Source organism: Paenibacillus sp. FSL R5-0475 (genome assembly GCF_038004585.1).
Classification (GTDB): Bacteria; Bacillota; Bacilli; order Paenibacillales; family Paenibacillaceae; genus Paenibacillus_AQ.
In genome coordinates, this window is the sequence record NZ_JBBORK010000001.1 from 104309 (window position 1) to 116792 (window position 12484).

Consider the following 12484-nt stretch of genomic DNA (forward strand, 5'->3'; position numbering starts at 1 on the left):
CAAACCACCGAAAATCTGTGGAAAGCGCAACGAGGTGTGCTCCGTAAGCTACAAATTTAAACTAACAGAAGCCAAATCACCCAACAGGGTGATTTGTTCGTCGATCAATATAGAGAAGATTTCTCTGACACAGGAGAACTGCAATGCCTTAAAAAGTAAAGCAGACCCTGCAGGTAGTTCGCAGGGTCATGCTCTTCAAAATTTGGGGAGGACAATTCAAAGGCTGTCCTCTTCTTATTTCTTACCTTCTCCCTTGGCATTGAGCATGGCGATTAGCTTATCGCCCTCGACGTCGAGGTTCGGAAGCAGACGGTCTAGCCATTTCGGAAGCCACCAGGCTTTGTCGCCGAAGACGGCCATTACTGCCGGAACGAGCGTCATGCGGATGATGAAAGCATCGATCAGGATGCCGAAGGCCAGTGCGAATCCGATCTGCTTGATCATCGCATCAGGTGCGAAGATGAAGCCAGCGAAGACGGAAACCATGATTACGCCTGCGGCAAGTACGACACGGCTGGCGAGATCGTAGCCGTGAACCACACTGTCGTTGCCACGACGTCCATGGACGTAAGCCTCACGCATGGAGCTGACGAGGAATACCTGATAATCCATCGCCAGTCCGTACAGAATGCCGGTGACCAGAATTGGCATAAAGCTGAGCAGTGGGCCTCCTGTGTCAAAACCAAACAGGGAGTGCAGCCATCCCCACTGGTATACGGCCGTGGTTAGACCGAAAGTAGCGAGCACACTGAGAATGAAGCCTACCGTCGCCTTGATCGGAACGATGACCGACCGGAAAACAAGCAGCAGTATAATTAGGGATAGAATTACGATGATGCCGATATACACGGGAAATGCATCGGATAGCTTGGAGGACATATCGATGTTGATCGCAGTGAAGCCGGTCACACCAAGTGTTACATCATTTGATGATGCGAGGCTGGAAGCGGGATCGCGCAGATCCTGTACCAGATCTCTCGTTTTTGTATCTGTAGGGCCGGTTTTAGGGATTAGACTGATAATAGCAATATCTCCGGTCGCGTTGACACCCATCGGGGACACCAGCGTGACGTTATCATGCATTTGCAGCTCTTGAACCAGCTTACCAAGCGTCTCCATGGAAATCTTGTCGGACGGGTTGTTTGGTTGGGCCACCAGTAGTAGCGGACCGTTGAACCCTTCGCCGAAGCCCTTGGAGATGATGTCATAGCTCTGGCGTGCTGGAGTGTCCAGATTTGCCGAAGCGCCAGACGGAATACCTAGCTCCATTTTGGTTACTGGAATCGCCGCTGTACCAAGAACCAAGACCACTAGAACAATGATAGCCCAGCGGTATTTTACCGTTGCGTTCGCCCAGCGGTGTGAGAACCCGTGACGGGCTTTGTTCGCGGAAGCTACGTTCTTTGAACGTGCCTTGGCGGTGCAGATCCGTTCGCCGACGAGACCCAGCAGCGCAGGCAGCAGGGTAAGCGCCAACAGAACAGTGATCAGCACGCTGACAGCAGCAACGAGAGCCATGGTTGACAAGAAGCCGATGCCGATGACCAACATGCCACATAGGGCGATGATGACGGTCAGTCCGGCGAAGAATACTGCACTGCCGGCGGTGCCGACAGCTCGGCTTGCTGCTTCCTTGGCACTTAAATTCTCATCGAGAATTAACCGCCGCTGCCGGTTCACGATAAATAAGGAGTAGTCGATACCAACAGCCAGACCGATCATGACTGCGAGAATGGGTGTAATGTCATTCATGTGCACAATATTCGAAAGAGCAAAAGCACCGCCGACGCTAATCGCGACGCCAAGAAGCGCGGTGATCAGCGGCAGTCCGGCTGCAACAATCGAACCGAGTGTAATAAACAGCACAACTGCTGCGACGGCTACTCCGATCGCTTCCGTAGATCCGATGGACGGTGTGCTTTTGAGCGAATCACTCGGAATGGCTGTGATCCCGGAGCCTGCCTGCTCGACTTCGGTTACAGCCTTAATCACGTTATCTGGTACAGAAGAGGGGAGTGATGTCTGCTGAACAGTGAACTGGAATTGGAACAGGGCGATGCTGCCGTCGGCAGACAGCATGACGCCGGGAACCGGAGCACCATCAACGATTAGTGGCCCGTAAGGAACGGCCTGAACCGAAGCAGTAGCTTGACCCGCAGCGTCTGTCTGACTCGCAGCCGCCGAAGGGTCTGCAGTGGCAGTTTGGCCACTGGCAGCTGCTGATGGGTCTGCTCCTGCAGCTTGACCCGTAGCCGCCGCGGCTTGCGCGGCCAGTTCAGCAGGATTGATGATATAGTCCATGCTGTAGACATCATTTATAGCCTTCAGAATCCGTGCTGATCTCTCCGGCGTATCTAGCCGTTCTCCATCAGGCGCGGTGAAGGCAACACTCGCCTGACCGCCAGCAGCTGCTGGAAGTTCCTTGACCAGCATATCCAGTACTTTTTGCGATTCAGTGCCCTCAATTTTCATTTCTGAGCTGGACTGGATGCCATTGACACCAAGCAGGGCGCCTATAACACCGAGAATCAGAATCCAGACGGTAAGGAAATACCAGGGCTTGGTATATGCAGATTTGCCCAATCGGTATAGAAATGTAGACATATTATGGTTTCTCCTTTGTATCTCTAAATTAAAAGCCTTTGCGTAAATAAGTAAACATGGAATTTAGATATTGATCGAACGATATGGCATCGGAGTGTTCATCCTGCGCTTCACCTGGCAGCATGACGTTCAGACGTCCATCCAGAATCGGCACGAACGCTCCGTAAACGGCGCCTGCGAGAAGATGTGTATACCCGTCGGCATAACGTCCATGAGTAAACTGTTCGAGCACTTCCTGTGCGGCAATCTGCAGGCGGCGGAATACGCTGAGAATATAAGGCTCCAGTGACTGATACTGATTAGCCAGCGATACGAACTGCCGCAATTGATACAGAAACTCGGAAGTAAACTGCAGCTTGAACAATTTGTACAAGGCATCTAGCGGTGTTGCATCTGGTGGCAGGTTATCGAATAACATGCTTTTATCTTCTCTTGAAGAGTTGCTGATAAAATATGCTGCTACCGCCTCTTCTTTGCACGAGAAGTAGTTGGCAAAGGTCCGCCGGGAGTAGCCAGCCTTCTGTACAACGTCGTCGACGATGAAGCCGTCCATCCCTAGTTCAAGCGCAAGCTCGAAGGCAGATTTGGCTAAGGCATAGGCCGTAGCTTCTTTTTTTTTGTCGCGCAGCGTCTGTTTGGGGTTCAAGTTCTATGCGATCTCCTTTCTTAAGTACAGAGGACATTCTGTGCTCTATTTTCTATTTTTATATTATTGCCCAAAGGGCAAAATTGCGCAATGGGCAATTTTTTAGAAGCGAGTGGAGGTTAATTCAGGATACAGGGTAGTGAACCGCCAGAGCTTATAAGCAGGGTAGTTGTCAGACTAAAAAGAGATCAGCAATGATTAACATCGCTGATCTCTTTTGCAAGTTGGTTTAAATAGTGCTAATTGCTTCTATATATTAAGCTTCTTTAGCAATAATTTTTTTGAGCTTCACTTCGGGTTCTTGCTCCGGATCAGGCGCTTGCCCAACACGTTTAATGAAGAAAGAGAGCAGCAGCCCAAGAATGCCGATACCAACAATAACTAGATAGGAATCATTGATACCTTGAATGGAAGCTTCCATAATCATATGTTCTTGTGTTCCGTTCTGTGTGCTGCCCGAGGCCAGCATATCCTTCATATGCGTTGTAGTACGGCTTGTCATTACAGTGACAAGTAGGGAAGTCCCTACGGCGCCAGCCACTTGTCGAATGGTGTTCGAAATTGCTGTACCGTGCGCACTAAGCTTGGAGGGCAATTGATTTAGCCCTAAAGTTTGTATTGGCATAAGGAGCAGAGCCATACCGATCCGGCGGCCAGTTGACATATATACCAGATACATGTAACTGGTTGAGTCCGTTAAATTCACAAAGCTTAGCGTCGTTGCAATTGTAATCAGTAGACCGATAATAGCGAGCCACTTTGCCCCGAACCGGTCGAACAGCTTTCCGGTTACCGGCATCAATAAACCCATAATGAGCGCACCAGGAAGCAGCAGTAAGCCGGATTCCATCGCTGTAAAGCCACGGGCATTTTGAAGATACAAAGGCAGCAGCATCATATCTGCATACATCACGATAGTGACTGCGATACTGATGACAGTCGTTAAGGAAAACATGCTGTATTTGAAAGCTCGAAGATCAAGCAACGGGTTCTGGGAGGCTAGCTGTTTCCAAGTAAACAAGCCAAGGGAAAGGACACCTAGACCCAGAGACAACAGTACTTCTGCGCTTGACCAGCCTGCGCTGGCAGCACGGCTGAAGCCATACAGCAAGGTGCCAAAACCGATAGTAGAAAGAACTACACCAACAATATCCAGCTTAGGATAGATGCGCTCCGATACATTTCTCAAATAAATAAATCCACATATGATTACAATGACGGTCAAAGGAATCATGCCATAGAACATAGTCTCCCAAGAATAATGCTCCAAAATATATCCGGCCAGAGTAGGTCCAATCGCAGGTGCGAAAATAATGGCTAAGCCTACCATCCCCATGGCAGCCCCTCTCTTTGCAGGAGGGAACAGGGTCAAGATGACATTTGTGAGCAGTGGCATGATAATCCCAGCGCCAGCTGCCTGAATCATACGCCCGGTCAGTAGAATAGGGAAGTTTGTCGCGATGGCTGAGACGATCGTTCCAGCTAAAAATATAAACATGGAAGCTTGAAAAAGCTCTCGTGTCGTAAACCGTTGCATCAAATAAGCTGTAATTGGGATTAGAACACCATTAACCAGCATATAGCCTGTTGTCAGCCACTGAGCGGTTGCAGCCGAGATATTAAAATCATGCATTAACTCGGGAACGGCAACGCTCATTACTGTCTGATTCAGTGTCGCAAGAAAAGCGCCCAAAATCATAATGAATAAGATGGGTCCCTTTTTTACGGAACTGCTTGATACTTCTGTCTTTGTACTCACTCCACTCCATCCTCTCAAATCGTCGATCATGGACTAAATTTACAGTGTGTTGTATAGTTTACAATGCATGAATTAGATTATAAATGAAATTTTCATGTAATCAAGCAACGATTTGCGAAAAAATGTAAAATAGTTTACATTCATTTTAAATTTGTAGTGTTTTCTCATGAAAAAACAACAATTTTTTATAAATTGTAGTTTACGATATGAAAGTTAAAGATTGGAGAGAGTAAGATGAATAACACAACGCAACGTACAGATCCCCGGGTACTTCGTACACGTCAATTGCTTAGAGATGCTGTGATTGAATTGCTTGAGGAAATGGATATTGAGAAAATATCAGTAAACCGTATTGCAGAGCGGGCTAAAATCAATCGTGTTACTTTTTATCTGCATTATCGGGATCTCCCGGATATGTTGGAAAAGATGGCGGATGAGATGGTGGAGGACATTTTACAAGTGGTCAACAACGATGACAACGATCACGAATCGGTTGAAGAAGAGAATTTGAGGATATTAGAGAGTCTGCTTAAGCATATTGCGGAAAATGCCAAATTCTATAAAGTGATACTCACATCGAAAAGAAGCCCTATTTTTACAGACCGTCTGTTCAACTTGATGGCGGAAATCATCTCTGCACACCAGGAGAAAAAGGAGGGTGCTGCTGAGCATTCCAAGATGCCCATACAGAAGGACATTGCCGTTTGGTACGGTTCAGCAGCCCTGATTGGCACGGTTATTTCTTGGCTTCGAGATGACATGCCCTATACACCAGTGTATCTTGCCAGACAAATTAGTATGCTGCGTGCGAACTAGTCAAATGAATACGATCGTAAAGAAAAAGCCGTGCATCGCTGCGCGGCTTTTTCTTTACGATCGTGTACAGAGCGGGTAACTCACTGCACACTGAGATTATCCCAGTTGACTTGGAATTCCTTCAGCATACCTTCCTTGTTCAGCTTGCCACCGAGATAGCCTTGGATGCTGCTGGATAATTCCTGCGGCATCCCGTTCGGCAGACGGGTCCAGTTCCAGGTCAGCGCTTGATCCTTATCGGTATAAGCCAGCACCTCGGCGCCCAGCGCTCCAAGATCTTCTTCGGTGCCCTTAATGCTGTCGAGCGCAGGGATGAACTGGAATTCCTTAGTGATATACTTTTTCCCGGTCTCGGAGGTGACCAGCCAATCCAGGAAAACCTTGGCTTCCTGCTTGACGGGAGAGTTTTTATTGATCACCCAATTGCTTGGCACGCCTACATACAGCTTGTCGTTGTCTTCGGGGGTATCGTCAATGGGCATCGGTAGGATACCCAGATTTAGATTAGGATCGATGCCGTCGATCTGTCCTTGCGTCCAGTTACCCTGCTGCATCATCGCGGCTTCTCCGCTCGCTACCATCGTGACTTGGGTATTATAGTCGGTGGAGAGTGGATTTTTGTTGCCGTACTCTACAGTAAGGTCCAGCAGGTCGATCCATTTGGAGAAAACCGGGTCTCCAGCGAAAGTTTTGGTGCCGTCCGTAAGCCCGGCGATAAATGCTTCGGGATCTGGCTGCTGGGCGAAAGCTACGTTCACATTATGATTGCCGAGCACGAACCATTCCTGATATCCATTTGCAAAAGGTGTGATGCCTGCTGCATTTAACTTCTCGGAGGCTTCGCGCAGAGCGGTTAGAGTTAAGGGTTTCTCGGTGATGCCTGCTTTCTTAAACAGGTCCTTATTATAGATGAAGCCGTATCCTTCGAGATTCATGGGCATGCCATAGAGCTTGCCATCTGCAGTCATTTGTTCTGCTGCAAGGGGCTTTACATCCTTGGCCCAAGCTTCACCGCTTAAATCCTCCAGATATTCCATCCACATATCACGTTCATTGTTGCCACCAATGGTGAAGATATCCGGTTCATCTCCAGATGAGAACTTGGCGCGTAGGGAGGCACCATAATCGGTCCCGCCACCCACGCTTTGCACCTCCAGCTTAATATCGGGGTGTTCCTTCTCAAACTCAGTCTTAAGCGAAGCTAGCGCTTCAGATATTTCAACCTTGAACTGGTAGATATGCACGGTTTTAACTCCATTCGCATTGTCACTGCCACGTCCGCAGCCGGCTGTCAGAGCAGCCAGCAGCAGGGAGCATGCGAGGAGAATTCCACGTTTGGTTCTCATATTCATTCATCCTCTCTGGCTGAAAATAACATGTATCGTTAGCCCTTTACGGAGCCTTGGGCAATACCTTCAATAATATATTTTTGCATCGCTAGGAAAAAGATGACCACGGGCGTAATCCCGAGCACAAGTCCCGGAAGTGCCAAATCCCACTGTTTCGTATATTGTCCGAAGAAGCTATAAGTGGCGATGGGAATGGTGCGAAGCACCGGGTCCTGCAGAATAAGCGAAGGCATCAGGTAATCGTTCCAGATCCACAGGGTATTCAGAATAATGACAGTGACAATAATCGGCTGCATGAGCGGAAGCACAATTCGGAAAAAGGTACCATAAGGACTGTTGCCGTCTACTCTCGAAGCCTCCTCAATATCAAGAGGTACCGATTTGACGAAGCCATGGAATAGAAACACAGTCATCGGGGCGCCAAATCCAAGATACGCTAAAATCAAACCTGCGGTTGAATCCATGACGCCCAGACCGCTAACAACTTGCACCAGCGGAATCATGATCGCCTGAAACGGAATAACCATAGCGGCCACTAAAGCAATATAAAGTATGCGGTTATATAAGCTGTTATTGCGGACCATTTTGTAAGCGCACATAGAGCAGAGGAACGCTAGCAGAATATTACTAATCACCGTGATAATAAAAGAGTTCATAAAGGCACGAGGAAAATTGATAGCTTTCCAAGCTTCGGCGTAGTTGCTCCACTGGAATACAGAGGGCAGCGCAGCGGAATCCGAAAGAATCTCACTATAGCTTTTAACCGAGTTAGCTAGAAGAAAGTAAAACGGTACTAGGAATAGAAGGCCCAGGAGGATCACAATTACTTCGACGAGAAGCAATGGCACATTGAATTTCTTGGCGGTAGTCTCCATTACAGCTCCACCTCTCTTTTCTTGGTTGCTCTAACCTGTAGCAGGGAGATTACGGCCACAATGACGAAGAAAATCATCGCTTTCGCGGAGCCCATCCCGAATCGGCTAATAGTATAGGCCTCATTGTAAATATTCAACGCTACAGATTCAGTAGCTTTGAAGGGACCACCCTTGGTCAGCGACAGGTTAAGGTCGAACAGCTTAAACGACCAAGAGATAGAAAGGAACAGACAAACGGTTACAGCTGGCATAACCAGCGGAATGGTGACATGGCGTAAAGCCTGAAAGCGTCCGGCACCATCCACTTTTGAGGCTTCAATCAGGCTTTTGGGAACGTTGTTGATTGCAGAAATGTAGATGACCATTAGGTACCCTGCATTTTGCCAGACAAATACGATTACAATCGCCCAGAAGGCTGTCCCTCCGGTGCCCAGCCACGGAAGATTAAAGAAGGACCAGCCCGTAGCCTGTCCAATCGAGGAGAACCCTCTGACAAAAATAAACTGCCAAATGAACCCGAGCAAAAGTCCACCGATAACATGAGGTACAAAAAATACCGTTCTCAGGACATTGCGCGTGAATAGCTTGCGGGTCAGCACATAAGCGAGTGCGAAGCCGAGCAGATTGGTCAGTACCAGACCGAAGAAAGTGAACTTCGCCGTGAACCAGAATGAATGAAGAAAGGAAGGGTCCTTTGTGAAGATATGTAGATAATTCCGGAGTCCGGTCCACTCCACATCACGTGAAATTCCGTTCCAACTGGTAAAAGAATAATAGAGTCCTAAAAAGAAAGGAATCAGCACAATCATAAAGAAAAACAAGGAAGTCGGCCCGACAAAAACAAACTGCTGCATCAGGCGTGATCTTTTTCTATGGTCCATCGTTCCTCACCCCTTTTTGTTAATGTAAACTTTTCATTCTATAACCGGATTGGTGATTAAGCGAAACAAACATACTTGAAATTATCGTTGCTCAGAATGATTTCAACACAGGCTTGACAGCCCTTTCAAAGAATCGGTATGGTGGACTTGTCAGACTAATAGGAGGTTGATGCGCATGTCAGGATTGCTTGGTAATTTTGTTACGCAGATTGGAATATTGGTGAATGATGTGGAGAAGGTAAGTACGGCATATGCGGAGTTTTTTGGACTCAAAAAGCCGGAAATTATCGTTACAGATACAGAAGATATTGCGCAGACCCGGCATAATGGCGTGGCTACGCAGGCGCGGGCTAAGCTAGCTTTTTTTGATATGGGCTCTTTACAGCTGGAATTGATTGAACCGGATCATGAGCCGAGTACGTGGCGGGATTACTTGAATGAACATGGTGAGGGGCCTCATCATATTGCTTTTGTAGTTGAAGGAATGAAAGAAAAGATAATGCTGCTAGAAGGCAAAGGCTTCCCACTCCAGCAAAAGGGTGAGTATACCGGGGGGCGTTATGCTTATATGGACACTTTCAAGGAGTTAAAAGTAATTGTGGAGCTGCTAGAGAACGATAAGGATAACGGGGAGGAATAACTATGAATATTATCATTACAGGTGCTGGACGTGGACTGGGTTATGAACTGGCGGCCGAAGCGCTGAAGCGGGGCTATGGAGTTATTGCTGGGGTTCGCCGGCCCGATCAGGAACAAACAGCGCTATCGAAGCTTGCTGAAACCTATGGAGAGAAGCTAACCATCGCTGCGCTGGACGTGACGGACGAGGCAGGAATCGCGGCACTGGCTGCGAGTCTACAAGAACAAGGTCGGACCCTCGGTGCCATTATTAATAATGCGGCGGTACTCAACGCTCGGGATACATCGATTGAAGCGTTGGATTTCCAAGATATGCTTACAACGATGGATATTAATCTGTATGGACCGATACGAGTGGTTAAGCATTTCCTGCCGCTACTTACGGAACCCGAATGCTCGATCATCAATATATCGTCGGAAGCAGGAAGTATCACGAATGCTTATCCGAACGACTATCCTTATGGCATTTCCAAAGCGGCGCTCAATATGTTCACACAGCAGCTGCATGTCTATGTAAAAGAACGTGGGATTCAAGTGCTCAGCGTGCATCCGGGGTGGATGCAAACCGATATGGGCGGGGCAGAGGCACCGACAAATCCAAATCAAAGTGCCGAGGGGATCCTTGACCTGATCGAGAAGCGTACTACACCAGAAGGTCATTTCATGTTTGTAGATTATACGGGTAAGGATATGAAGATTTAGGTGATATATAGGCTGAACTAAATTTGCGAACAAAAAGCTCAGTATTCACTGCGGTGAATCATTGGACTTCCTGCCGTTGTTGTCCCCAGATTTCTTGATTGAACCGCTCGTAGCGGTGGAAATCTGGGGACAAAGACGGTCAGTAAAGAGAACCTCGGCAATTATGCCGAGGTCCTCTTTTTTGTTTATAGAACTGCTTATTTCTTAAGCAATAAATAAGCGAAATAAGGTACGCCGATTAGCGACACCATGATACCTGCCGGAATGCCGTCAGGATCGACGAGATTGCGGCCAACGGTGTCCGCGATCAAAAGTAACCAGCCGCCCAGCAATACAGCGACGGGAATAAACATCTGATTACGCGGGCCGACTAGCGATTTGGCAATATGTGGAGCCATCAGTCCGATGAAGGCGATCCCGCCTGTGACAGAAACCGCGGAGGCGGAAGCTGCAACTGCCGTGAGAATCAGAACGATACGTTCACGTTCGAGATTCAGCCCGACACCAATGGCAGAGACTTCACTTAGGCTGAGCAGGTTGAGTCGCTGTGATTTGTACAGGGTAAAGGGAACTAGTAAGATCAACCAAGGCAGTAAAGCCCAAATGAATGGCCAATCTGTACCCCATATATTCCCTGCGATCCATTTTGCAATAAAATCTACCTTGGCACGATCCGCGGACGAAATGATCACGATCATAACGCCAGACAACGCTAGGGAGAACCCTACCCCAACGAGCACCAATCGAACAGGATCAAGCCCCTTAGTCCGACTATATGAAAATAGATAGATTAACGCTGCCGTAAGTAATGCCCCTATAAAAGCAACCAGCGGCAGCGCATAAATGAATGATCCAGCGCTAACCGGGAAAAAAAGAAAGAAAACAGCGACAGCCACACCCGCACCAGAGTTGATACCAATAATACCGGGGTCGGCTAGATCGTTTCGTGTAACGCTTTGCAGAATGGAACCGGATAACGCCAAGGCCATGCCTGCCAGCAGTGTAATCAGAATCCTCGGCAATCTTACAGAGAATAATACAAAGTCCTCTTTAAAGGTTCCATGCCCGAACAGAACCGGGAGCAGTCTGTCAAAAGATAGGGAAGAGTACCCGATTCCCATGCTGACGATTGCTGTTAGCAGAATCAATCCGGTGCATACACATAGGATAATACGTTGTTTTCGCACGGGTGCAGAGGAAATCATGAGAGTGTTTTACCTCCTTTCCGAACAACAAACAAGAAGAAAGGTAGCCCAAGCATAGCTACGACGGCGACCACTGGCGTCTCATAAGGTGCATGGATTGTCCGTCCAATTGTATCCGCGAGAAGCATGAACGATGCACCCGTAAAGATCGATATCGGCAAAATATACCGGTAATCGGTACCGACAATCTTACGGACAATATGCGGAATCATCAGCCCTACAAAAGCCATATCCCCAATTAGAGCGACCGATGCTCCAGTCAGCAGAATAATAAGAGTGAATAGAATCCCTTTAACCACAGCAAGGTTTTGTCCTAATCCGATGGCTACCTCGTCACTTAAGCTAAGAATGGTTAACTGGTTTGAAAATATTAATGCCACCACAATGCCGATGAGAATAACGGGTGCGATAGCCTGAAGCTGGCCCCAGGTTGTGCCGATCAATCCACCCGCTGTCCACATGGATACATCCTTGGATATTTTGAAGGCAATGCTTACACCACTTGCAATAGCATACAGAAAGGCAGATACCGCTGCACCGGCGAGTACGATTCGAATCGGAGAGAAGCCACCTTGGCGCACAGAACCTAGAACAAGCACTAGCACGGCTCCTAGGGCAGCGCCAAAAAAACAAGCGATCATGGTACCAAAATAATTCAGTCCCGGCAGAAATACAAACGTAAGAGCCAGCGCCATATTCGCGCCCGAGGTCAGACCGAGCAGGCCTGGGTCGGCTAATGGATTGCGTGTAACCCCCTGCATGATAGCACCGGATACGGCAAAGGCAGCACCGATCAGCATGGCGGCGAGTTCGCGAGGTAGCCGGATCTCACGCAGAATAAGGACATTGTCTGCCTTTGAATTAGAGGTGATGGCAAGCCACAGATCATTGAAAGTGGTTTCTTTAGCCCCGAATAGCATAGCAATCACGAGGCATATAACCATTACCAGCACGCTACCAAGCAGCTTATATAAAAATGGAATGGAAGTTTGCTTCGTAGTCATTATC

At 48.0% G+C, this 12484-nt stretch carries 11 protein-coding genes; 3 read left to right on the top strand and 8 right to left on the bottom strand.

Translation table 11 applies throughout. The annotated features are described in order from the left end of the window. Positions 1–234: 234 nt before the first annotated feature. The 3 genes from MKX41_RS00365 to MKX41_RS00375 all read right to left on the bottom strand — a co-directional run bounded on the left by MKX41_RS00365 (position 235) and on the right by MKX41_RS00375 (position 4949). Positions 235–2604, bottom strand: a complete 2370-nt coding sequence (locus MKX41_RS00365; RefSeq protein WP_340968061.1) for an MMPL family transporter — start codon at positions 2602–2604, stop codon at positions 235–237. Between the two features lie 28 nt (positions 2605–2632). Beyond that, positions 2633–3250 (bottom strand): TetR/AcrR family transcriptional regulator, encoded by a 618-nt coding sequence (locus MKX41_RS00370; RefSeq protein WP_042185890.1) that lies wholly within the window; start codon positions 3248–3250, stop codon positions 2633–2635. Between the two features lie 256 nt (positions 3251–3506). After that, complete coding sequence (locus MKX41_RS00375; protein WP_231573474.1) at positions 3507–4949, bottom strand: DHA2 family efflux MFS transporter permease subunit; 1443 nt, start codon at positions 4947–4949, stop codon at positions 3507–3509. A gap of 294 nt (positions 4950–5243) precedes the next feature. Here MKX41_RS00375 and MKX41_RS00380 point away from each other — a divergent pair, with 294 nt between their 5' ends. Next, positions 5244–5825: a TetR/AcrR family transcriptional regulator gene (locus tag MKX41_RS00380; RefSeq protein WP_042185894.1), complete on the top strand. Its 582-nt coding sequence runs from the start codon at positions 5244–5246 to the stop codon at positions 5823–5825. Positions 5826–5905: 80 nt separating this feature from the next. Here the strand turns inward: MKX41_RS00380 and MKX41_RS00385 are convergent, their stop codons facing one another. Genes MKX41_RS00385 through MKX41_RS00395 form a run of 3 tightly spaced genes read right to left on the bottom strand, consistent with a single transcriptional unit; the run spans position 5906 to position 8930 of the window. Then, positions 5906–7177 carry an ABC transporter substrate-binding protein gene (locus tag MKX41_RS00385; RefSeq protein WP_445671300.1) on the bottom strand — a complete coding sequence of 424 codons (1272 nt, stop codon included), beginning with the start codon at positions 7175–7177 and terminating at the stop codon, positions 5906–5908. A gap of 32 nt (positions 7178–7209) precedes the next feature. Continuing rightward, a complete protein-coding gene (locus tag MKX41_RS00390) occupies positions 7210–8049 on the bottom strand; it encodes a carbohydrate ABC transporter permease (RefSeq protein ID WP_076298168.1) in 840 nt (279 codons plus the stop codon). Further along, positions 8049–8930 carry a carbohydrate ABC transporter permease gene (locus MKX41_RS00395; protein WP_076284346.1) on the bottom strand — a complete coding sequence of 294 codons (882 nt, stop codon included), beginning with the start codon at positions 8928–8930 and terminating at the stop codon, positions 8049–8051. Before MKX41_RS00395 ends, MKX41_RS00390 begins: the two co-directional genes overlap by 1 nt. 175 nt (positions 8931–9105) lie before the next feature. On the opposite strand from MKX41_RS00395, the gene MKX41_RS00400 reads away from it, so the two are divergent. After that, a complete protein-coding gene (locus MKX41_RS00400; RefSeq protein WP_042185902.1) occupies positions 9106–9570 on the top strand; it encodes a VOC family protein in 465 nt (154 codons plus the stop codon). A 2-nt stretch (positions 9571–9572) separates the two neighbouring features. Continuing rightward, entirely contained in the window at positions 9573–10271 is a 699-nt protein-coding gene (locus tag MKX41_RS00405; RefSeq protein ID WP_149647853.1) for an SDR family oxidoreductase, read from the top strand. Positions 10272–10468: 197 nt separating this feature from the next. Here MKX41_RS00405 and MKX41_RS00410 read toward each other — a convergent pair whose 3' ends face one another. Then, positions 10469–11476, bottom strand: coding sequence for a FecCD family ABC transporter permease (locus MKX41_RS00410; RefSeq protein ID WP_042185906.1), 1008 nt, complete (start codon positions 11474–11476; stop codon positions 10469–10471). Next, on the bottom strand, positions 11473–12480 hold the full coding sequence (locus MKX41_RS00415; RefSeq protein WP_149647855.1) for a FecCD family ABC transporter permease: 1008 nt from the start codon (positions 12478–12480) through the stop codon (positions 11473–11475). The genes MKX41_RS00410 and MKX41_RS00415 overlap by 4 nt, the downstream gene beginning before the upstream one ends. Positions 12481–12484 lie beyond the last annotated feature (4 nt).

What these genes read in the sequence shown, in the direction of transcription:
- MKX41_RS00365 (WP_340968061.1), bottom strand. Translation starts at nt 2,604, where the DNA reads ATGTCTACATTTCTATACCGATTGGGCAAATCTGCATATACCAAGCCC.
- MKX41_RS00375 (WP_231573474.1), bottom strand. Translation starts at nt 4,949, where the DNA reads ATGATTTTGGGCGCTTTTCTTGCGACACTGAATCAGACAGTAATGAGC.
- MKX41_RS00380 (WP_042185894.1), top strand. Translation starts at nt 5,244, where the DNA reads ATGAATAACACAACGCAACGTACAGATCCCCGGGTACTTCGTACACGT.
- MKX41_RS00385 (WP_445671300.1), bottom strand. Translation starts at nt 7,177, where the DNA reads ATGAATATGAGAACCAAACGTGGAATTCTCCTCGCATGCTCCCTGCTG.
- MKX41_RS00390 (WP_076298168.1), bottom strand. Translation starts at nt 8,049, where the DNA reads ATGGAGACTACCGCCAAGAAATTCAATGTGCCATTGCTTCTCGTCGAA.
- MKX41_RS00395 (WP_076284346.1), bottom strand. Translation starts at nt 8,930, where the DNA reads ATGGACCATAGAAAAAGATCACGCCTGATGCAGCAGTTTGTTTTTGTC.
- MKX41_RS00400 (WP_042185902.1), top strand. Translation starts at nt 9,106, where the DNA reads ATGTCAGGATTGCTTGGTAATTTTGTTACGCAGATTGGAATATTGGTG.
- MKX41_RS00405 (WP_149647853.1), top strand. Translation starts at nt 9,573, where the DNA reads ATGAATATTATCATTACAGGTGCTGGACGTGGACTGGGTTATGAACTG.
- MKX41_RS00410 (WP_042185906.1), bottom strand. Translation starts at nt 11,476, where the DNA reads ATGATTTCCTCTGCACCCGTGCGAAAACAACGTATTATCCTATGTGTA.
- MKX41_RS00415 (WP_149647855.1), bottom strand. Translation starts at nt 12,480, where the DNA reads ATGACTACGAAGCAAACTTCCATTCCATTTTTATATAAGCTGCTTGGT.